The sequence below is a fragment of the Pseudomonas sp. CCC4.1 genome (assembly GCF_035019225.1).
GTDB classification, from domain to species: domain Bacteria; phylum Pseudomonadota; class Gammaproteobacteria; order Pseudomonadales; family Pseudomonadaceae; genus Aquipseudomonas; species Aquipseudomonas bubulae.
This window is the reverse complement of sequence record NZ_JASJWL010000075.1, coordinates 1-21,654: the sequence shown is the minus strand read 5'-3', so window position 1 is coordinate 21,654 and position 21,654 is coordinate 1. Positions and strand designations below refer to the sequence as shown.

Below are 21,654 nucleotides of genomic sequence, written 5' to 3'. Positions count from 1 at the left end.
AGATGTGTATAAGAGACAGGCTCGCGAACGACCTTCGCGAGCAGGCTCGCTCCCACAGTTGCAGTTTTTCCTGTTGCCGCTGCTCGTCAGCGGCTACAGGTTTACCGTTCCACAGGTACTGAGTGCCTGGTATCGCCCAACGGATGGGTTTTTGAATCAAAGAAGCGCAGTTCAAGCTTCTTGTCGGCAAACAACGCTGTGTAGTGGTTTTTCTGAAAGCGAATAAAGGCTTCGCTGCGCGGGTAAATCGAGATGCACAGGGTTTTCAGCGGTGCCTGGCGCAAGGCATCGATCAGGTGCTGGTCTTGCTCGCCCAAGCTGTGGCCGAAGATGCACAGCGCGTCTTTCTGGGTCAGCAACTGCTCATGACAAAAAGACAGGTAATCGGACTGGCGAATGGATTTTCGCTTGTCTTCGCTGCCGGTTTCGCTGACAAACAGCGGTACGTCGTCCAGGGCGCTGATGGAGTGGTTGATCGCAAAGTTGCTTAGCAATGTGGGTTGGTTGGCTGCCAGCTTGCGCGCCTTGCCTTCCTGGTTTTTCACCAGGTGCAGCGCGCCGTGCAGGTACAGCACACGTGTAGTCCTGCTTTTGGCCAGTGCCGCGGCAGGCTCAAAGGTTGCCTGCGGGGTACCGAACAGGTCGTTGAAACCTTTGGGTGCGTGCATCACGGCCCAGGGTGCCAGCAGGTCATAGTTGGCGCAGTACACCGTGGCGTAGCGCGCCAGTTCTTCGTTCCAGCAGGCCAGGGTCTCAGGCTGCATCAGGCGCCAGGGAATGTGCACGTCCTGGGTACAGTTGATCAGGGCTTCCTTGATTGCGTAGTAGCGTTTGCGCGGCGAGGCCGAGTTGATGGCCAGTGCCTTGTTGACCTTGCTTGCGGTTTTCAGGGCGCTGAGCACATGTTCGAAATTGCGCGTGCCGAGGGCCTCGAACACGCTGAGTTCGGTCTGGCTCAGCGGCTTTTCGGCCACGCTTTTGGCTTTTTCAAACAGCGAGTCGTAATAGAAATCATGCCACACGGCCATGCTGGCGCCGTTGCCAATCAGCAGTCCGCTGCACGGGGTGCTGGTGCGTAACTGGTTCCAGTCTTCTAGTTGGGCATCAAATTCCTGGAAGGGGGTCATCGCAAATATCGTCTCAAGGCGTGGGCGGTAGCGGACTTTATCACGCTCAAGTGTTGAGCCAGATCAACATTGCTGCTTTGTGATTGGAGGAAGCTGTGGAGACCGAATTAGCCAATGACCCGCGAAGAGGACTCGACATGACCAGCACTTTCTTTATTCCTGCTGTAAACATTATGGGTAACGGTTGCCTGGATGAAGCCATGACTGCGATTCGCAATTATGGTTTTCGCAAGGCCTTGATTGTGACCGACGCGGGGTTGGCCAAGGCGGGGGTTGCGACGTTGATCGCCGAGAAGCTCGCGTTGCAGGATATTGATTCGGTGATTTTCGACGGCGCCAAGCCGAACCCGAGCATTGCCAACGTCGAGGCGGGCTTGAAGGTGCTCAAGGAGCATCAGTGCGACTTTATTGTGTCGCTGGGTGGCGGCTCGCCCCATGACTGCGCCAAGGGTATAGCGCTGTGTGCCACCAATGGCGGGCATATCCGTGATTACGAAGGCGTCGATCGCTCGGCCAAGCCGCAGTTACCGCTGGTGTCGATCAATACCACGGCCGGCACGGCCAGTGAGATGACGCGGTTTTGTATCATCACCGACGAAGAGCGCCATGTGAAAATGGCCATTGTTGACCGCAACGTGACGCCGCTGCTGTCGGTTAACGACCCTGAGTTGATGGTGGCAATGCCCAAGGGCCTGACTGCCGCCACGGGCATGGACGCGTTGACCCACGCCATCGAGGCATATGTGTCCACGGCGGCCAACCCCATTACCGATGCCTGCGCGATCAAGGCGATGGAACTGATCAGCCAGAACCTGCGTCAGGCGGTAAGCGACGGCAAGAATCTGACGGCGCGGGAGAATATGGCTTACGCACAGTTCCTCGCGGGCATGGCCTTCAACAATGCCTCGCTGGGCTTTGTGCATGCGATGGCGCACCAGTTGGGCGGCTTCTATGATTTGCCCCACGGTGTATGCAACGCGGTGTTGTTGCCCCATGTGCAGACGTTCAATGCCAGTGTGTGTGCAGCCCGCCTGACCGATGTGGCCCATGCACTGGGTGCCGATGTGCGCGGTTTGAGCCCGGAAGAGGGCGCGCAGGCAGCCATTGCGGCGATTCGTACTCTGGCCAAGGATGTTGAGATTCCGGCCGGGCTACGGGATTTGGGCGCCAAGCTGGATGACATCCCGATCCTGGCCACCAACGCCTTGAAAGATGCCTGTGGCTTTACCAATCCGCGCAAAGGCGATCAGGGGCAGATTGAAGAGATCTTCCGTAACGCGTTTTAACGGCTTGCCCTCACCCCAACCCTCTCCCTCCGGGAGAGGGCCTGGGTGAGGGGGCTTTTGGACAGGCATAAAAAAGGCCGGGTTAATGACCCGGCCTTTTTATTTCTGGCTAAAAAGCGCTTATTGCACTTCTACAGCCAGGCTGTCGCTGATTTTCTTCTGCCAGATCGCCGGGCCGGTGATGTGCACCGACTCGCCTTTACTGTCGACTGCCACCGTAACCGGCATGTCTTTGACATCGAACTCGTAGATCGCTTCCATGCCCAGTTCGGCAAAGGCCACTACACGGGACTTTTTGATCGCCTGGGCGACCAGGTAAGCAGCACCGCCCACAGCCATCAGATACACGGCTTTGTGTTCCTTGATCGCTTCAATGGCGGTAGGGCCGCGCTCGGACTTGCCGATCATGCCCAGCAAGCCGGTCTGATCAAGGATCTGACGAGTGAACTTGTCCATTCGCGTAGCGGTGGTCGGGCCTGCAGGGCCAACCACTTCGTCACGCACCGGATCAACCGGGCCAACGTAGTAGATAAAGCGACCCTTGAGGTCTACCGGCAAGGTTTCACCCTTGTTCAGCATTTCGACCATGCGCTTGTGCGCCGCGTCGCGACCGGTGAGCATTTTGCCGTTGAGCAGGACGGTCTCGCCCGGCTTCCAGCTCTGTACGTCTTCCGGGGTCAGGGTGTCAAGGTTGACACGGCGGGCCGACGGGCCGGCTTCCCAGACGATTTCCGGGTAGGCGTCCAGCGGTGGCGCTTCGAGGGCTGCCGGGCCGGAGCCGTCCAGCACGAAGTGGGCGTGACGGGTGGCGGCGCAGTTCGGGATCATGCACACCGGCAGGGACGCTGCGTGGGTCGGGTAGTCCATGATTTTTACGTCGAGCACGGTAGTCAGGCCGCCCAGGCCCTGGGCGCCGATGCCCAGCTGGTTGACCTTCTCGAACAGCTCGATGCGCATCTCTTCGATACGGTTGCTCGGGCCACGCTTGATCAGGTCGTGAATGTCGATGGATTCCATCAACACTTCCTTGGCCATCACTGCGGCTTTTTCCGCGGTGCCGCCGATGCCGATACCCAGCATGCCCGGTGGGCACCAGCCCGCGCCCATGGTCGGAACGGTCTTGAGCACCCAGTCAACGATCGAGTCGGACGGGTTGAGCATGGCCATTTTCGACTTGTTCTCGGAACCGCCGCCCTTGGCTGCCACGTCCACTTCCACGGTGTTGCCCGGAACGATGGAGTAGTGGATCACTGCAGGGGTGTTGTCCTTGGTGTTGCGACGGGCACCGGCCGGGTCGGCCAGGATCGAAGCACGCAGGACGTTTTCCGGCAGGTTGTAAGCGCGACGCACGCCTTCGTTGATCATGTCGTCCAGGCCCATGGTGGCACCATCCCAGCGCACGTCCATGCCGACGCGTACGAATACGGTGACGATGCCGGTGTCCTGGCAGATCGGACGGTGGCCGGTGGCACACATGCGCGAGTTGATCAGGATTTGCGCCATCGAGTCACGGGCCGCTGGCGATTCTTCGCGCAGGTAGGCTTCGTGCATGGCCTGGATGAAGTCCACGGGGTGGTAGTAGGAAATGAATTGCAGGGCGTCAGCAACGCTCTGAATCAGGTCGTCTTGCTTGATCACGGTCATGGGTCGCGCTCCTCTATAAGACGGGAACATACAATCAATAAGGTGTTTGCGACCTTGGTGCATCGGTCTGTCGAAAACATCTTTGCTTGGCATACCGGACACGCATGACCGGTACAAAAACGGCGCGGCAGTATAACCCGGTACTCTCACTGATACACCCGTAGAGGTGCAAACGAAAGTAGGGGGTGGACGAGGGGTGATAAGTTAAACTGTAAAACCACGAAATATATGAAGATCAACTGTGGGAGCGGGCTTGCTCGCGATTGCATCACCGCGGTCATTCAAAAAAACCGCGCCGCCTGCATCGAGAGCAATCCAGCTCCCACAGGCTTACCCTGCGGAGGCCAGCAGTGCCCCAGTTACACGTCGCTGACCAGCACTGGTCAGTTGCCCCGAACACCAACCTGCTCGATGCCTTGAATCAGGTTGGCGTGTCGGTGCCCTACAGTTGCCGGGCGGGCAGTTGCCATGCCTGCCTGGTGCGCTGCGTGCGTGGTGAGCCCGCCGATCTCAAGCCCGAGGCATTGAGTCGGGACCAGCATGAGCAGGGCTGGCGCCTGGCCTGTCAGTGTCAGATTGTCGAAGACCTGCAGATTGAGGCCTTTGACCCTCTGCGCGACGGTGTGCCGGCCCAAGTGGCAGGGCTCGACTGGCTCAGTCCGACGGTGTTGCGCTTGCGCCTCACGCCGCAGCGGGCTTTGCGTTATCGCGCAGGCCAGCATCTGGTGCTGTGGGCCGGCGATGTGGCGCGGCCGTATTCATTGGCCAGCCTGCCCGAAGAAGACCGCTTTCTGGAGTTTCACCTTGATTGTGCGCACCCCGGTGAGTTTGTCGACGCGGCCCGCCAGTTCAAGGTCGGTGACGTTGTACGGCTGGGCGAGTTGCGCGGCGGCGCACTGCGTTATGATCCGGACTGGCAGGAGCAACCGCTCTGGCTGCTGGCATCCGGTACCGGCCTGGGGCCTTTGTATGGCGTATTGCGCGAGGCATTGCGTCAGGATCATCAGGGCCCGATACGGCTGGTGCATGTGGCCCGCGACAAGGCTGAGCATTACCTCCAGAACGAACTGCTGGCCCTGTCGGCGGCTTGTCCAGGATTTGTGATCGAGTACCTTGAACGCCCTCAGTTGCCCGACTACCTGTTACAGATGGGGGTTGTCTCGCGCCAGACCCGTGCCTTGGTCTGCGGTCACCCGGATACGGTCGATGCCTTTGCCAAACGTTTGTTTCTGGCGGGCTTGCCGCGTAATCAGCTGTTGGCCGATGCCTTTTTGACCCGCAGCTAGGCGCACAAAAAAGCCCCGCCTGATCACTCAGGCGGGGCTTGGGATTCAAACCTTGCAGGCTTAAACCATTTTGTCGCCGACATGCAGGATCTTCATGCCGTTGGTGCCGCCGATGGTGTGGTAGCTGTCGCCCTTGGTCAGGATGACCCAGTCGCCTTTTTCCACAACGCCACGCTTGAGCAACTCGTCGATGGCAGCCTGGCTGACCTGTTCTGGCGGCAGCGATGCCGGGTCGAACGGTACGGTGTAGACGCCACGGAACATTGCCGCGCGCGCCTGGGTTTCACGGTGCGGGGAGTAGGCGTAGATCGGCACCGAGGAGCGGATGCGCGACATGATCAGCGGGGTGTAGCCGCTTTCAGTCAGGGCGATGATCGCTTTGACACCCGGGAAGTGGTTGGCGGTGTACATGGCCGCCAGCGCAATGCTCTGGTCGCAGCTTTCGAAGGTTTTACCGATACGGTGGCTGGACGTTTTGCTGGTCGGGTGCTTTTCAGCGCCGACACAGATGCGCGCCATAGCCTGCACGGCTTCCAGCGGGTAGGCACCGGCAGCACTTTCAGCCGAGAGCATCACGGCGTCGGTGTAGTCGAGAACGGCGTTGGCAACGTCGGACACTTCGGCACGAGTTGGCATCGGGTTCTGGATCATCGACTCCATCATCTGGGTTGCCACGATCACTGCCTTGTTGTGGCGACGTGCGTGCAGGATGATTTTTTTCTGGATGCCCACCAGCTCGGCATCGCCGATTTCAACGCCCAGGTCGCCACGGGCAACCATGACCGCATCGCTGGCCTTGATCAGGCCGTCGAGGGTTTCGTCATCGGCTACGGCTTCGGCGCGTTCAATCTTCGCTACCAGCCAGGCAGTACCGCCGGCTTCGTCGCGCAGTTGGCGGGCGTATTCCATGTCGGCAGCGTCACGCGGGAACGACACGGCCAGGTAGTCGACTTGCATTTCGGCAGCCAGCTTGATGTCGGCCTTGTCTTTTTCCGTCAGCGCCGGTGCGGTCAGGCCACCACCGCGACGGTTGATGCCTTTGTGGTCGGACAGTGGGCCGCCGATCAGCACGGTGCAGTGCAGGGCGTCGTCGGTGGCAGTGTCTACACGCATCACCACACGGCCGTCATCGAGCAGCAGCTCGTCGCCGACGCCGCAGTCTTTAACCAGGTCCGGGTAGTCGATGCCGACCACTTGCTGGTTGCCTTCGGTCAACGGATGGCTGGTGGAGAAGGTGAATTGATCACCGATCTTCAGCTCGATCTTTTTGTTGGCAAATTTGGCGATACGAATTTTCGGGCCTTGCAGGTCACCCAGCAGGGCTACGAAACGACCGTGCTTGGCAGCGATGTCACGTACCAGCTTGGCGCGAGCCTTGTGCTCGTCGGGGGTGCCGTGGGAAAAGTTCAGACGGGCAACGTCCAGGCCAGCGAGGATCAGCTGTTCCAGCATTTCCGGTGAATTGCTGGCAGGGCCAAGTGTGGCAACAATTTTGGTTCGACGAACAGACATGCAAAGACTCCTGAGTTCAAGCGCTGCCAAAGGCTACTATGGTCTTTGGCTGTAGTCATTGTTCCTCTGCACTACTTTCTGCTTAAGTTGTGGTGCATCGGGTCTGTTGTCTGAAGAATCTGGCCGTGGGGTCGATACACTGTTATGAACAGGAGATGCCCCATGCGAATCGTGCTCGTTTTAATCTTGGTCGCCAGTGCGACCGGCTGTACCCGTTGGTCGATGAACCATCATTTGAACAATGCCTATCGTGCTTACGACCGGGGCAATTGTGAAACGGTAATGCTTGAGTTGTCCGAGGTTGATCGCGACAGCCGCAGTCGCCCGTACATCTGGCCACAAACAGCTATGCTCCGTGGGCTGTGCCTTGAGCGTACGAAGTTTTACCTGGATGCGTCCCAGACCTACCAGTACATCATCAACGAATTTCCCAAGAGCGAGTACGCCTACCGGGCCAAGGCTCGGATCGAGACATTGCGCATTCTCAGGTTCATCCCGGGCCCCGGCACTACTGCCCAGGCAGTGCCTGTAAGCATTCCATGATGGGCGAAATTTAAACTGGTCATTTGTGCCCGGTTGGCTAATATCAAATTCGTTCGAGTGTTTTTTGTTTCTCTTGGTACACAAACGGATTACTCGCTCTGTCGCTGCTTGATATGTCGAGCTTCAGGTGAAGATGGCGGGCAGATCTACACGTGACTGTTGGCCCGGATGTGGGGGACAGGGCGTTTCGAGACGCCAGCGCGGCCATGCTGAATGGCCTCTCTATAGTGAAGTTGAACATGGTTATCGAACGGCTTATCCAGCGGCACCAACTGACGTTTTTCCTGAAAGTGTTCAATCGGTTCACGGACAAGCCTATTGGCTATCTGGGCAATGTGTCTGATGGCGGGTTGATGCTGATCAGCCAGTTACCGATGTTGGTCGACGCCAATTTCGAGTTTCGGATCAAGCTTCCCGGTGCCGATGGGGAAGTGCAGTTTATCGACCTGACAGCGCGTTGCCTGTGGTGCCGTGAGGATCTAACGCCGCATTATTACGATTCCGGGTTTATCCTGTATCAGCCACCCGCCGAGTACAGCGGTTTGATCAGTGCCTTGCAGCGCTACTTCAGCTTCCAGCCCCTGCAAGCCTCTGCATAGCCCCGGGGCTGGTCTTGCCCGGGTTTGAGCGCCTAGACTGTCCGGGTCTACTGCTCAGGAACACCCCGTGACCTCTATCTTCTGGTACGACTACGAAACCACCGGTATCAACCCGCGCTGCGACCGGGCGGTGCAAGTGGCCGGCATCCGCACCGACCTTGAACTCAACGAGATTGATCAGCCGGTCAACCTCTATTGTCAGCCAAGCGACGATATCCTCCCTCATCCCATGGCCTGCCTGATCACCGGCATCACGCCCGCTCGTCTCGAAGACAAGGGCCTGGGCGAAGCCGAGTTCATGACTCGCACCCATGCCCAGCTGGCACTGCCCGGCACTTGCGGGGCGGGCTACAACTCGTTGCGCTTTGATGATGAGGTAACGCGCTACAGTCTCTACCGAAACTTCTTCGACCCTTATGCGCGTGAATGGCAGGGTGGCAACAGTCGCTGGGACCTCATTGATGTGGTGCGAACAGCCTATGCCCTGCGGCCTGAAGGCATCGTCTGGCCAGAGGAAGAGGGGCGGGTGACGCTCAAGCTTGAACGGTTGACGGCGGCTAACGGGATTGATCATGGCCAGGCCCACGATGCGTTGTCCGATGTACGGGCAACCATTGCGCTGGCCCGGCTGATTCGTGACAAACAACCCAAGTTATATGACTGGTTATTCCAGTTGCGTAGCAAACAACGTGTGCTTGATCAAATTCGGCTATTGCAGCCCATGCTGCATATCTCGGGGCGTTTTTCCGCGGCCAGACATTATGCCGGTGTGGTCTTGCCGCTGGGTTGGCACCCAAAGAATCGTAATGCTCTGATTGTCTACGACCTGCACTTAGACCCTCAGCCTTTACTGGAGATGGACGCCGCAGCGTTGCGCAAGATGCTCTATACCCGGCGTGAAGATTTACCCGACGGTCAATTACCCATTGGGCTAAAGCTGATTCAAGTTAATCGTTGCCCGGTGGTCGCCCCCTTGAATGTAGTGCGTGCCCAGGACCAACAGCGATTGCAACTGGACATGGACCTCTATCACGCGCGAGCCCGGAGCCTTGTTGAGGCTCAGCAAGTTTGGCAGGAAAAGTTGTCGGCCATTTATGCCCGCGAAGACTTTACCCCCAGTGAAGATCCGGAGCAGCAATTGTATGACGGGTTTATTGGCGATCGAGACCGTCGACTGTGTGAGCAGGTCAGGCACAGTGACCCGGAGCAATTGGCCAAAGATACATGGCCATTTGATGATGAGCGCTTGCCCGAATTATTGTTTCGATACCGCGCCCGAAACTTTCCACATACCCTGAGTGAACAAGAACAGCAGCGTTGGCATATCTTCTGCCAGCAGCGTTTGTCGGATCCGGCCATGGGTGCGCCTTTGACCCTGGACAGCTTTATGCAGGCAGCAGATGAGCTGTCGCGCAGTGCCACGCCGGCCCAGCTAAAGCTTCTGGGCGAATGGCAGCGCTATGCCCAGGCATTGAGCCGGCGTGTCGGGCTGAGCCCGCCCGCCGAGAGTGCTGACTAAAACACAGGCAATAAAAAACGCCAGCATGCTGGCGTTTTTTAGTGGCATCGCAAAATAGTTGCGGGCCCGGTGTCACTTAGTCGAGCAAAGTAGCCCAGCCTTCAACCACGTCGCCGCCCCACTTGGCTTTCCACTCTTTCAGAGTTTTGTGGTTGCCACCTTTGGTTTCAATCACTTCACCATTGTGTGGGTTTTTGTATTGTTTAACCTTACGGGCACGTTTGGTGCCGGTGGTTTTAACAACGCCGCGAGGTGCTTTGCTAACTTTGGATTCCGGATCCAGCAGAGCGATGATATCGCGTAGCGATTTTTGGTATTCGCCCATCAGCGTGCGCAGTTTGCCTTCAAATTCCAGCTCGGTTTGAAGTTTGTCGTCTTCGGACAGGTTCTTCAGGCGGGCTTGCAGTTCTTTGATGGCTTCTTCGGTTGCACGATATTCGTTGATCAAGGACATGAGGATAACCTTATGTTGAAAAGGATGTCAGGGAGACAGTGGCGCAATAGTAGTCAGACAGTTACTGCAAGTAAACATGAAAGGGCTATTTAATTTAAAATTTTATTCATTAACTTTGCCCTCGAGAATATGCGCGCTATTAAATACACCGCGCTACAGTGAGGTTAATAGGGACGATCAATAACATCGGCAAGTGTCCGTCCATTGCAGTGCAGGCCACGTCGATGCTGGTGTGGCACCTTCGGTGCGCGACCCGATGGCGCAGGTGCCGAGCTGTAACGAATACTGCAGTTTTGCTGCGCACTCGCTAGAATGGCGGCCTTAGTAAAGTTTTTGGAGTTTTCCCCTCATGCGCACTTTTCGGTTGGTGATTGCGTGCCCCGACGGCGTCGGCATTGTCGCCAAGGTCAGCAATTTCCTTGCCTCCCACAATGGCTGGATCACTGAAGCAAGCCACCACTCGGACGACCAGAGCGGTTGGTTCTTTATGCGTCACGAGATTCGTGCCGATTCCCTGCCGTTCGGGCTGGAGGCGTTTCGTGAGGCATTTGCCCCGATCGCCGAAGAGTTCTCGATGGAGTGGCGCATTACCGATACGGCGCAGAAAAAACGCGTGGTATTGATGGCGAGCCGCGAATCCCACTGCCTGGCAGATCTGCTGCACCGCTGGCACAGCGATGAACTGGACTGCGATATTTCCTGTGTGATCTCCAACCACGATGACCTGCGCAGCATGGTCGAGTGGCATGGCATCCCGTTCTATCACGTACCGGTTGACCCGAAGAACAAGGAGCCGGCTTTCGCCGAAGTCTCGCGTCTGGTCAAGCACCATGCTGCCGAAGTGGTGGTACTGGCCCGTTACATGCAAATCCTGCCACCTGACCTGTGCAGCGAATATGCCGGCCAGGTCATCAATATCCACCACAGCTTCCTGCCGTCGTTTGTCGGCGCCAAGCCTTATCACCAGGCCTCGATGCGGGGCGTGAAGCTGATCGGTGCAACCTGCCATTATGTGACTGAAGAGCTGGATGCCGGTCCTATCATCGAGCAGGACGTGGTACGTGTCAGCCACAGTGACAGCATTGAGGATATGGTGCGTTTCGGCCGTGATGTCGAGAAAATGGTACTGGCCCGTGGCTTGCGTTATCACCTTGAAGATCGCGTGCTGGTGCATGGCAACAAGACTGTAGTGTTCTGATCGGTTATTGATTAACGCAGTGGGAGCGAGCCTGCTCGCGAAGGATTGCCGGCGGAGGATGTGATGAGCGATCCACTCGACAAGGCGACATCCAGTGCTCCACCGACCTTGGGTGAGGGCTGTCTGAGTCGCTATGACCCGGATGCCCTCAGCCCCGAGGACGGCACCGACTTCCCCGGTGCCGCCGAGCTTTGGGCGCAGGAGCTAGACGCTGCAGGCATGCAGCGTGTGCCTGAAGCCTAAATCCTGAAACTGCCCACCAGATGCTTCAGGCGGGCAGCCTGCTGTTCCAGATCGGAACACGCGCGAAGGGTTGATTGAAGGTTTTCGACGCCTTCCTGATTCAGCGTATTGATCTCGGTAATGTCCATATTGATCGACTCGACCACCGAGGTTTGTTCCTCGGTTGCCGTGGCGACAGACTGGTTCATGCCGTCGATTTCACCAATGCGTTCGGTCACGCTGATCAGGCGCTCGCCCGCGCGGTTGGCGATTTCCACGCTGTCCTGGCTGTGACGCTGGCTTTCTTCCATGGTGCTCACTGAGCCTCGGGCACTGATCTGCAATTCTTCGATCATTTTCTGCACTTGCTGCGCCGATTCCTGGGTGCGGTGTGCCAGGTTGCGCACTTCATCGGCGACCACGGCAAAGCCACGCCCGGCTTCGCCAGCACGAGCTGCTTCAATGGCGGCGTTAAGGGCCAGCAGGTTGGTTTGCTGGGAAATGCTGGTGATCACCTCCAGGATTTGACCGATATTCACCGTCTTGTCGTTAAGCGACTCGATATGACCGCTGGAGGTGCCAAGCATTTGCGACAGCTTCTGCATCGAGCTGATGCTGCGTTCGACCACTTCCTGGCCTTCCTCGGCAAGGCCGCGAGCATCGCTGGCCTGGTGCGAGGCCTGGGCGGCGTTGCGGGCGATCTCCTGTGCGGCGGCGCCCAGTTCGTTGATAGCAGCGGCGACGCTACTGGTGCGGCTGGCCTGTTCGTCAGAGTTGAGCATCGATGAGTTGGAAGCGCTGACAACCCGCAGGACCACCTCGTTGACCTGGCCGGTGGCCGAGGCCACTTCGCTGATGGAAGCGTGAATGCGCTCGACAAAACGGTTGAATGCGCTGCCCAGGGTACCGAATTCATCCTGGGACTCCACCATCAGGCGGCGCGTCAGGTCGCCTTCGCCTTCGGCAATATTCTGCATGGCGCGGGTCATCACGTGCAGCGGTTGCATCAGCAGGCGAATCAACAGGCCGAGCAGGGCGATGATCGAAACCACGGCGATAACCGTGGCAATAATTGCCGACGTACGGAACTCACTGAGCGCTGCGAAAGCCTGCTCCTTGTCAACCGACAGGCCGATGTACCAGTTGGCTGAGCCCAGCCCTTTGATCGGGGTGAAACTTACGATCCGGGTTTTGCCATTGGCCTGGATCTCGCTGAACGCAGTGGTGATCGCGGGAGTGTCCTGCGGATAGATGTCCTTCAGGTTCCTGGTGGCCAGGCTCTTGTCCGGGTGCACCAGGATTTCGCCGTCGGCATTGATCAGAAAGGCGTAACCCATGCCGTTGAAATTCAGCGCGTTGATGCTGTCGGTGATGGCTTGCAGGGTCATGTCGGCGCCGACCACACCCAGGGTTTGAGAGCCCTTTTTTACCGGGGCCGCGATGGTAATGACCATCTGTCCGGTGGCAGCATCTATATAGGGTTTGGTCAGGCTGGAGCTGCTGCTGTTGAACGCATCCTTGTACCAGGGCCGGGTGCGCGGGTCGTAGCCGTCAGGCATCTTGCTGTCAGGGCGAATGGTAAATCCGCCTTGGCTGTCACCAAAATAAACCGACATAAAGGTACTGCTCAGGGTTTTTTGTTCCAGCAGGCTGGCCACCTGGGCGGGCTCTGGTGTCAGGGCGATGGATTCAGCGAGGTTTTGCGCCAGCAGGATCCGGCCACCGAGCCAGGTCTGAATGTTATTGGCCGTGACACTGCCCATCTCGTGCAGGTAGTTGTCCAGGTTGTTGCGGATGGCGTTGCGTTGCAAGTAGTCGTTATACAGCGTAAATAGCGAAAAGGCGGCTATTACGATCAGGGACGCGGCAAGCAGGATTTTATGACTGAAACGCAGGTTTTTATTCATGGCTTGAAGGGTCCGCTAAGGTCTAAAAGTGTGCGACATACACTCTGGTAAAACGCGCGCTCTACTCAGCACTGCCTGAACAGGGCAAGTTGGCTGTTGATCAAGCCGCTTTACCACGCTAAATCCGGTTTTATGTGGTCTAGCATTCAGTGTGTATCGACCCGCGATCGCTAAAGATTAATCAAAGGTGGCAAAATGCCTGACTCTTCTGCTCTAGTAATCGGCGCTGACCTTTCGGCTCAGCCCATCGCGCAGTCCTTGCGCCTGGCCAATCGCCACGGTTTAGTGGCGGGAGCCACGGGCACGGGTAAAACCGTTACGCTTCAGCGGCTGGCTGAACAGTTCAGTGATGCCGGGGTGGCCGTCTTCGCCGCCGACATCAAGGGTGACTTGTGCGGCCTGGGTGCGGCCGGCAATCCCCAGGGCAAGATTGCCGAACGGATCGCGGGAATGCCCTGGCTCAATTACCAGCCCAAGGCCTATCCGGTTACTTTGTGGGATATCCAGGGCAAGACGGGTCACCCATTGCGCACGACCCTGAGTGACATGGGGCCGTTGCTGCTGGGCAGCCTGCTGGAGCTGACCGACAGCCAGCAGTCGGCCCTCTATGCCGCCTTCAAGGTGGCGGATCGGGAAGGGTTGTTGTTGCTTGACCTTAAAGACCTCAAGGCACTGCTCAATCACCTGCGTGACAACCCACAAGTGCTTGGCGATGACGCGGCCCTGATGACCACGGGCTCCAGCCAGGCGTTGTTGCGCCGTCTGGCAACCCTTGAGCAGCAGGGTGCAGAAGCCCTGTTTGGTGAGCCGGCACTGCAGCTCGACGATATTTTGCAGCCCGCCAGCGACGGGCGCGGGCAGATCCATCTGCTCGATGCCAGCCGCCTGGTGCATGAAGCGCCCAAGGTCTACGCAACGTTCCTGTTGTGGTTGCTGGCGGAGCTTTTCGAACAGTTGCCCGAGCGCGGCGATGCAGACAAGCCCTTACTGGCGCTGTTTTTCGACGAGGCGCATCTGTTGTTTGCCGGTACGCCAAAAGCATTGCAGGACCGGCTGGAACAAGTGGTCAGGTTGATTCGTTCCAAGGGTGTAGGGGTGTATTTCGTCACTCAATCACCGGCGGACTTGCCCGATACGGTGCTGGCACAGTTGGGGTTGCGTATCCAGCACGGGCTGCGGGCCTTTACGGCCAAAGAGCAGAAATCCCTGAAAGCTGTGGCAGACGGCTTTCGCCCCAATCCGGCATTCAGCGCGCTGGCCGTACTGACGGAGCTGGGCACGGGGGAGGCTCTGGTGGGCATGCTTGAGGAAAAAGGCACGCCGGCGATGGTTCAGCGGGTGCTGATTGCGCCACCGCAATCGCGTATAGGCCCGCTGACGGAGGCCGAAAGGGCTGCATTGATCAGCCGTTCAGCGCTGCTGGGGCGTTATGACAAGCCCGTTGATCGAGAGTCGGCTTATGAAATCCTCATGGCCCGCAAAGGCGTGGCACCGCAAGATCAGGCGCAGACACAGGCTGCACAGCACGAGCCGGGGTTTCTTGATCAGGCGGGAGACTTTTTGGGCACGACAGCAGGCAAGGCCTTGCAGTCGATGGCGCGTCAGGCGGCGGGTCAGATGGGCCGTCAGCTGGTGCGCGGGCTGTTGGGGTCGTTACTGGGTAACAGCAAGCGCAAATAAATAACAAGACTGCAACTGTGGGAGCGAGCAGGCTCGCTCCCACAATGGGGCTTGATCAGGAGGATCAGTCGGGTTTGGGTCGCGCGTGGCTGGCCAGGCGTTCAAGGGCCGCGCGCAAGGCCGGGTCGGTAATGCCATCGGCCGTTGCCTGGATGGTCTGGGCGGCATCGACGGACAAATCCAGCGTATGCCCCGCGACCTTGGCCTGTACCGTGGGCGGCTGCACCTTGAACAAAATGCGGGTCAGGCTGGCGAACTCGTCGAATGCCTGCAGTTGGCGCAGCAGGCGCTTTTGCTGATAGCGCAGGCGAGTGGCCCAATGGCCGTCGGTCACGATCAGCAACAAACTCCCTTCACGCCATGAGGCAACGTGACAATGCTCCCGTGCAGCGGGCTGAAGCTGGCTTTCAAGCAGGCGTTGCAGGTGTGCCAGGCGCTTGGCATGGCCGAAAATAGCTTTTAGGGGCTTGGCCTCGCGGAGCAGGACGGAGGGTGCCCGTGCTGGATGTGGGCGAAATGCCATGTTCAAACACCTGATAAAACAGAGCTGCAATCTTAGCAGATGCCTGCCTCTCACTGGTCCGGGCTAAGGTAAATCTGAATTTATTTATGAAATCAATGAGTAACTTCTTGTGCAAACGGGTTGAAGTTCAGCAAAAAGCCCTTATTTTAGGGAGGCCCCTTTACAACGCAGTACCAGTATCGTGGAATAACGCCACTTTCCTCACCGCCGTTTCCGGGTAGAATGCTCGTTCGCATGCGGCCATCAGGGCTGCTCGGGCGACTCTCGGGGCCGCCCTCCATCCCTATGTGTGGAAGATCCTGCCGATATGTTTGCGCCTTTGTTAAAGAAACTTTTTGGAAGCAAGAACGAGCGCGAAGTTAAACGCATGCTCAAGACAGTACAGGTCGTCAATTCCTTCGAAGAGCAGATGGTTGCCCTGACCGATGAGCAATTGCGCGCCAAGACCGAAGAGTTCAAGGCCCGCATAGCCAAAGGTGAGACCCTCGACCAACTGCTGCCAGAAGCCTTTGCGGTCTGCCGTGAAGCCGGCAAGCGTGTCATGGGCATGCGTCACTTCGATGTACAGCTGATCGGCGGCATGACCTTGCATGAAGGCATGATCGCAGAAATGCGTACGGGTGAAGGCAAGACCTTGGTAGCAACCCTGGGCGTTTACCTCAACGCATTGTCGGGCAAGGGCGTTCACGTGGTAACCGTGAACGACTACCTGGCTCGCCGGGATGCCAACTGGATGCGCCCGCTCTACGAGTTCCTGGGCCTTACGGTCGGTGTCGTGACACCGTTCCAGCCACCTCAGGAAAAGCGCGAAGCCTATGCTGCCGATATCACTTACGGCACCAACAACGAGTTCGGTTTCGATTACCTGCGTGACAACATGGCTTTCAGCATGGAAGAAAAATTCCAGCGCGAGCTTAATTTCGCCGTAATCGACGAAGTCGACTCCATCCTTATCGATGAAGCCCGTACTCCGCTGATCATCTCCGGTCAGGCTGAAGACAGCTCCAAGCTGTACATTGAAATCAACAAGCTGATCCCTCGCCTTGAGCAACACATCGAGGAAGTGGAAGGCGAAGTCACCAAGGCTGGCCATTTCACCATCGATGAAAAGACCCGCCAGGTTGAGCTGAACGAAGCCGGTCACCAGTTCGTTGAAGACATGCTGACCCAGATCGGCCTGCTCGCCGAAGGCGAAAGCCTGTACTCGGCGCACAACCTGGGCCTGTTGACCCACGTGTACGCTGCACTGCGCGCCCACAAGCTGTTCCATCGCAACGTTGAATACATCGTTGAAGACGGTCAGGTATTGCTGGTCGACGAACACACTGGGCGTACCATGCCGGGTCGTCGTCTGTCCGAAGGCCTGCACCAGGCGATCGAAGCGAAGGAAGGCCTGAATATCCAGGCAGAGAGCCAGACCCTGGCCTCGACCACCTTCCAGAACTACTTCCGCCTGTACAACAAGCTGTCGGGCATGACCGGTACAGCAGACACCGAAGCGTTTGAATTCCACCAGATCTACGGTCTGTCGGTAATGGTCATCCCGCCGAACAAGCCGCTGGCGCGTAAAGACTACAACGACCTGGTGTTCCTCACCGCGGACGAGAAGTACGCGGCAATCGTGGCCGACATCAAGGACTGCATGGCCAAGGGTCGTCCGGTGCTGGTGGGTACGGCAACCATCGAAACCTCCGAGCACATGTCCAACCTTCTGAAGAAGGAAGGCATCGAGCACAAGGTTCTGAACGCCAAGTTCCACGAAAAAGAAGCAGAAATCATTGCACAGGCCGGTCGTCCGGGCGCGTTGACCATTGCAACCAACATGGCCGGTCGTGGTACCGACATCCTGTTGGGCGGCAACTGGGAAGTGGAAGTAGCCTCCCTGGAAAACCCGACACCTGAGCAGATCGCGCAGATCAAGGCCGACTGGCAAAAACGTCACCAGCAGGTGCTGGAGTCGGGTGGCCTGCATGTGATCGCTTCCGAGCGTCACGAATCGCGCCGTATCGACAACCAGCTGCGTGGCCGTGCCGGCCGTCAGGGTGACACCGGTTCCAGCCGTTTCTACCTGTCGCTGGAAGACAGCCTGATGCGTATCTTCGCCTCTGATCGGGTGAAGAACTTCATGAAGGCCCTGGGCATGCAGTCCGGCGAAGCGATTGAGCACCGCATGGTGACCAACGCGATCGAGAAGGCCCAGCGCAAGGTTGAAGGTCGCAACTTCGATATCCGCAAGCAATTGCTGGAGTTCGATGACGTCAACAACGAACAGCGTAAAGTGATTTATCACATGCGTAACACGTTGCTGGCAGCCGACAACATCGGTGAGACCATCGCCGACTTCCGCAAGGATGTACTGGACAGCACCGTAAGCGCTCATATTCCGCCACAATCGTTGCCGGAACAGTGGGACGTCAAAGGTCTGGAAGCGGCCATCGAAAGCGGCTTCGGGGTGAAACTGCCGATCCAGCAATGGCTCGACGAAGATGATCACCTGTACGAAGAAACCCTGCGTGAGAAGCTGCTGGCTGAATTGATTGCAGCTTACAACGAGAAAGAAGAGCAGGCCGGTGCTGAAGCACTGCGCACGTTCGAGAAGCAGATTGTGCTGCGCGTTCTGGATGACCTGTGGAAAGACCACCTGTCGACCATGGACCACCTGCGCCACGGTATCCACTTGCGCGGTTATGCGCAGAAGAACCCGAAGCAGGAGTACAAGCGCGAGTCGTTCAACCTGTTCTCCGAGCTGCTTGATTCGATCAAACGCGACTCGATCCGTGTGTTGTCCCACGTACAGGTTCGTCGTGAAGACCCGGTCGAAGAGGAGGCGCGCCTGCGCCAGGAAGCTGAAGACCTGGCTTCGCGCATGCAGTTCCAGCATGCTGAAGCGCCGGGCCTTGACCAGCCGGAGGCAATGGCCCAGGTGCTGCAAGGTGCTGACGTCGAAGATGTTGTGGCGGCAACCGAGCCTGTTCGTAGCGAGCAGAAGCTGGGTCGCAACGAGCTGTGCCACTGCGGCTCGGGCAAGAAATACAAGCACTGTCACGGGCAAATCAACTAAAGCCCGCTTCACCTGCTGAAACACCTGCGCCGCGACCGGCATTAGCCGTCGCGGCGTTTTACCATTGAATTCCCGTCCTTTTGCGGCGGCGCACAGAACTTTTTAGGAGCGCGTCATGGCTGTTGGTCTTGGTCCTTTGCCTGTTTTGCACCCGGTGGCCGGTTTTGAACTGGGTATCGCTTCTGCCGGTATCAAGCGCGCAGGGCGCAAGGACGTGGTGATTATGCGCTGCGCCGAAGGCTCCAGCGTGGCGGGTGTTTTCACCCTGAATGCGTTTTGCGCGGCCCCTGTGATTCTGGCCAAACAACGTGTGCAAGGCCCGGTTCGCTATTTGCTGACCAACACGGGCAATGCCAACGCCGGTACCGGTGAGCCGGGGCTGATCGCTGCAACCCGGACCTGCGCCAGGCTGGCTGAACTGACCGGCGTTGATGCCAGTGCCGTGCTGCCGTATTCCACCGGGGTGATCGGCGAGCCGCTGCCTGTCGAGAAGATCGAAGGCGCATTGCAAGCCGCGCTGGACGATTTGTCCGAGAACAACTGGGCCGAGGCTGCAACCGGCATCATGACCACCGACACCCTGCCAAAGGGTGCCAGCCGTCAGTTCGAGCATGAAGGCGTAACCATCACCGTGACCGGTATCAGCAAGGGTGCGGGCATGATTCGTCCAAATATGGCCACCATGCTGGGCTACATCGCCACCGACGCCAAAGTTGCCCGCGACGTGTTGCAAAACCTGCTTCTCGACGGTGCGAACAAGTCGTTCAACCGCATCACTATCGATGGCGATACTTCGACCAACGACTGCTGCATGCTGATTGCCACCGGCAAGGCTGCCCTGCCTGAAATTACAGAAGCCAGCGGCCCGCTGTTTGCCGCGTTGAAACGGGCGGTGCTGGAAGTCTGCATGGAGGTGGCGCAGGCCATCGTGCGTGACGGTGAGGGTGCGACCAAGTTTGTCACCGTTGAAGTAAATGGCGGCGCCAATCACCAGGAGTGCCTGGACGTGGGGTACACCGTTGCACACTCGCCGCTGATCAAGACCGCGCTGTTTGCCTCGGACCCGAACTGGGGCCGCATTCTGGCTGCAGTGGGCCGCGCAGGCGTGCCGGATCTGGACGTCAGCAAGATTGACGTGTTCCTGGGTGAAGTGTGCATTGCCAGCGGCGGCGCCCGTTCGGCCACTTACACCGAAGAGCAGGGCTCGGCAGTGATGGCTCGCGAAGAAATCACCATCCGCATCGAATTGGGTCGTGGTGCCTGCAGCGAGACTATCTGGACCACTGACCTGTCCCACGAATACGTGAAAATCAACGCCGAGTACCGTACCTAAGTCGTCTCGACATCACGGGGTTGTCAGCCGATCCTGCGCGGGCAGCACCGTGATGCCTTGAGGGCATCAGATTTACCCCCTAATTCTCAAGGTGTCTGTGTATGAGCTTCCACCTGATCATTGGCGACAAGTTGCACTCTTCGTGGTCCCTGCGTGGCGCGCTGGCGCTGGATCTGGCGGGTGCTGCCTACACCGAGACACTGATAAAACTGGGTCAGCCGGATACCCGGGCACTGATTCTGCAACACTCGGCAACGGGTAAAGTACCGTTGCTCAAGACCGAACATGGCACCATCGCTGACTCGCTGGCGATTGCCGAATATCTGAATGAGCGTTTCCCTGCGGCCCAGTTATGGCCTGCAGATATCAAGGCACGGGCCCAGGCCCGATCGGCTTGCGCGCAAATGCACAGCGGCTTTTTTGCGTTGCGGGGCAATCTGCCATTTGATTTGAGCCATGATCAGGCGCTGGTACCCATGCCGGCCGAGGCTCAGGCCGACATTGAGCGCATCATTGCCTTGTGGGCAGAGTGCCGTGCTGTGGCCAGCGAACGCGGGCCGTACCTGTTCGGGCGGTTGAGTGTGGCTGATGCGTTTTTCGCGCCGGTGGCTGTGCGCCTTCGCACTTATCGCGTGGAGCTGTCAGCAGAAGATCAAGCGTATATCGACGCCATTTATCAATGGCCTGCGTTCAAAGCCTGGCAACAGGCCGGATTAGAGGAAGTACAAGGGTGAAACGAGTTCATGTGGCTGCGGCCGTTATCCGAGGCACAGACGGCAGCATTCTGATCGCTCGTCGCGCTGACACTCAGCATCAGGGCGGTCTGTGGGAATTTCCCGGCGGCAAGGTCGAGGCCGGGGAATCGGTCGAAGCTGCACTGGCGCGCGAGCTGAAAGAAGAGTTGGGCATTACGGTCGAGGTGGCCCGGCCTCTGATCAAGGTTCAGCATGACTATCCGGATAAGCAGGTTCTGCTGGATGTATGGGAAGTTTCGGCGTTTTCCGGCGAACCTCATGGCGTAGAAGGTCAGCCACTGGCTTGGGTCAGTCAGCGCGAGTTGGTGGACTACAGGTTCCCTGACGCCAATCAGCCCATTGTGGGCGCTGCCCGCTTGCCCGATCAGTACCTGATTACGCCGGATGAACTGGAGACCCCTGAGCTGTTGCGCGGTATCCAGAAGGCGATTGCAGGCGGGATCAGGCTGATTTCGTTGCGTGCCCCCAATGGGTACGACCCCAAGTACCGCGACCTGGCGGTGGACGCGACCGGCTTGTGTGCCGGCAAGGCGCAGTTGATGCTCAAGGGGCCGTTGGAGTGGTTGGGGGATTTTCCTTCGGCCGGCTGGCATCTGACGGCCGCGCAATTGCGCAAGTACGCCGCCAAGGGTCGGCCATTGCCAAAAGACCGCTGGCTGGCTGCTTCATGCCATAACGCCGAGGAGCTGGCGCTGGCTGAACAGATGGATGTGGACTTCGTGACCCTGTCGCCGGTGCTGGCGACGCAGACCCACCCTGATGCACAGCCACTGGGCTGGGAGCAGGCGCAGCAATTGATCGCCAATTTCAGCAGGCCGGTATTTTTGCTGGGTGGGCTCGGCCCGGATGATCGCCAGCAGGCGTGGCAGATCGGTGCCCAGGGCGTGGCGGGTATTCGGGCGTTCTGGCCGCAGGTTTGATGTGATTCGGAGGCTGTTGCGGGTCCCGCGACGGCATGCACGTTCTGTTGGTTGTGGGAGCGAGCCCTGTCTCTTATACACATCT

18 protein-coding genes and 1 pseudogene are annotated in these 21,654 nt (G+C 58.2%); 12 read left to right on the top strand and 7 right to left on the bottom strand.

Annotation, left to right across the window (positions count from 1 at the left end; all coding sequences use genetic code 11):
• Positions 1-101: 101 nt before the first annotated feature.
• Positions 102-1,127, bottom strand: a complete 1,026-nt coding sequence (locus tag QN377_RS20735) for a DUF4917 family protein (protein WP_095019258.1) — start codon at positions 1,125-1,127, stop codon at positions 102-104.
• A 137-nt stretch (positions 1,128-1,264) separates the two neighbouring features.
• On the opposite strand from QN377_RS20735, the gene yiaY reads away from it, so the two are divergent.
• A complete protein-coding gene (gene yiaY, locus QN377_RS20730) occupies positions 1,265-2,413 on the top strand; it encodes an L-threonine dehydrogenase (RefSeq protein ID WP_322212558.1) in 1,149 nt (382 codons plus the stop codon).
• A 120-nt stretch (positions 2,414-2,533) separates the two neighbouring features.
• On the opposite strand, the gene QN377_RS20725 is transcribed toward yiaY, so the two are convergent.
• Entirely contained in the window at positions 2,534-4,057 is a 1,524-nt protein-coding gene (locus QN377_RS20725; protein ID WP_095001801.1) for a fumarate hydratase, read from the bottom strand.
• A gap of 350 nt (positions 4,058-4,407) precedes the next feature.
• On the opposite strand from QN377_RS20725, the gene QN377_RS20720 reads away from it, so the two are divergent.
• Positions 4,408-5,343, top strand: coding sequence for an iron-sulfur-binding ferredoxin reductase (locus QN377_RS20720; protein ID WP_095019259.1), 936 nt, complete (start codon positions 4,408-4,410; stop codon positions 5,341-5,343).
• 60 nt (positions 5,344-5,403) lie between these two features.
• On the opposite strand, the gene pyk is transcribed toward QN377_RS20720, so the two are convergent.
• Positions 5,404-6,855 (bottom strand): pyruvate kinase, encoded by a 1,452-nt coding sequence (gene pyk / locus QN377_RS20715; protein WP_088377893.1) that lies wholly within the window; start codon positions 6,853-6,855, stop codon positions 5,404-5,406.
• 162 nt (positions 6,856-7,017) lie between these two features.
• On the opposite strand from pyk, the gene QN377_RS20710 reads away from it, so the two are divergent.
• The 3 genes from QN377_RS20710 to sbcB all read left to right on the top strand — a co-directional run bounded on the left by QN377_RS20710 (position 7,018) and on the right by sbcB (position 9,516).
• Entirely contained in the window at positions 7,018-7,398 is a 381-nt protein-coding gene (locus QN377_RS20710; protein ID WP_095001798.1) for a tetratricopeptide repeat protein, read from the top strand.
• A 239-nt stretch (positions 7,399-7,637) separates the two neighbouring features.
• Positions 7,638-7,997, top strand: a complete 360-nt coding sequence (locus QN377_RS20705; protein ID WP_095001797.1) for a PilZ domain-containing protein — start codon at positions 7,638-7,640, stop codon at positions 7,995-7,997.
• 67 nt (positions 7,998-8,064) lie between these two features.
• The gene (gene sbcB / locus QN377_RS20700) at positions 8,065-9,516 is read left to right on the top strand and encodes an exodeoxyribonuclease I (RefSeq protein WP_095001796.1); all 1,452 of its coding nucleotides are present in this window, start codon (positions 8,065-8,067) and stop codon (positions 9,514-9,516) included.
• A gap of 76 nt (positions 9,517-9,592) precedes the next feature.
• Here the strand turns inward: sbcB and mvaT are convergent, their stop codons facing one another.
• Positions 9,593-9,970 carry a histone-like nucleoid-structuring protein MvaT gene (gene mvaT, locus QN377_RS20695; RefSeq protein ID WP_048363549.1) on the bottom strand — a complete coding sequence of 126 codons (378 nt, stop codon included), beginning with the start codon at positions 9,968-9,970 and terminating at the stop codon, positions 9,593-9,595.
• Between the two features lie 349 nt (positions 9,971-10,319).
• Here mvaT and purU point away from each other — a divergent pair, with 349 nt between their 5' ends.
• Together purU and QN377_RS20685 are read left to right on the top strand one after the other, a co-directional pair.
• A complete protein-coding gene (purU, locus tag QN377_RS20690; protein WP_095001795.1) occupies positions 10,320-11,168 on the top strand; it encodes a formyltetrahydrofolate deformylase in 849 nt (282 codons plus the stop codon).
• A gap of 63 nt (positions 11,169-11,231) precedes the next feature.
• On the top strand, positions 11,232-11,411 hold the full coding sequence (locus QN377_RS20685) for a hypothetical protein (RefSeq protein WP_095001794.1): 180 nt from the start codon (positions 11,232-11,234) through the stop codon (positions 11,409-11,411).
• On the opposite strand, the gene QN377_RS22915 is transcribed toward QN377_RS20685, so the two are convergent.
• Positions 11,408-12,172, bottom strand: coding sequence for a methyl-accepting chemotaxis protein (locus tag QN377_RS22915; protein ID WP_370688598.1), 765 nt, complete (start codon positions 12,170-12,172; stop codon positions 11,408-11,410). The two genes, QN377_RS20685 and QN377_RS22915, sit on opposite strands and share 4 nt — an antisense overlap.
• Before the next feature lie 90 nt (positions 12,173-12,262).
• Positions 12,263-13,297: pseudogene (locus tag QN377_RS22910) on the bottom strand (cache domain-containing protein); the annotation flags it as partial.
• Between the two features lie 195 nt (positions 13,298-13,492).
• Between QN377_RS22910 and QN377_RS20675 the strand changes: the two are divergent.
• Complete coding sequence (locus QN377_RS20675; protein ID WP_095019261.1) at positions 13,493-14,977, top strand: helicase HerA-like domain-containing protein; 1,485 nt, start codon at positions 13,493-13,495, stop codon at positions 14,975-14,977.
• Between the two features lie 64 nt (positions 14,978-15,041).
• On the opposite strand, the gene QN377_RS20670 is transcribed toward QN377_RS20675, so the two are convergent.
• Positions 15,042-15,500 (bottom strand): DUF721 domain-containing protein, encoded by a 459-nt coding sequence (locus QN377_RS20670; RefSeq protein WP_095001791.1) that lies wholly within the window; start codon positions 15,498-15,500, stop codon positions 15,042-15,044.
• Between the two features lie 307 nt (positions 15,501-15,807).
• Here QN377_RS20670 and secA point away from each other — a divergent pair, with 307 nt between their 5' ends.
• The 4 genes from secA to QN377_RS20650 all read left to right on the top strand — a co-directional run bounded on the left by secA (position 15,808) and on the right by QN377_RS20650 (position 21,569).
• Complete coding sequence (gene secA, locus QN377_RS20665; protein ID WP_095001790.1) at positions 15,808-18,561, top strand: preprotein translocase subunit SecA; 2,754 nt, start codon at positions 15,808-15,810, stop codon at positions 18,559-18,561.
• A gap of 115 nt (positions 18,562-18,676) precedes the next feature.
• Positions 18,677-19,894: a bifunctional glutamate N-acetyltransferase/amino-acid acetyltransferase ArgJ gene (gene argJ, locus QN377_RS20660; protein WP_095019262.1), complete on the top strand. Its 1,218-nt coding sequence runs from the start codon at positions 18,677-18,679 to the stop codon at positions 19,892-19,894.
• Positions 19,895-19,995: 101 nt separating this feature from the next.
• On the top strand, positions 19,996-20,628 hold the full coding sequence (locus QN377_RS20655; RefSeq protein WP_095001788.1) for a glutathione S-transferase: 633 nt from the start codon (positions 19,996-19,998) through the stop codon (positions 20,626-20,628).
• Positions 20,625-21,569 carry a Nudix family hydrolase gene (locus QN377_RS20650; protein WP_095019263.1) on the top strand — a complete coding sequence of 315 codons (945 nt, stop codon included), beginning with the start codon at positions 20,625-20,627 and terminating at the stop codon, positions 21,567-21,569. Before QN377_RS20655 ends, QN377_RS20650 begins: the two co-directional genes overlap by 4 nt.
• The last annotated feature ends 85 nt before the right edge of the window (positions 21,570-21,654 follow it).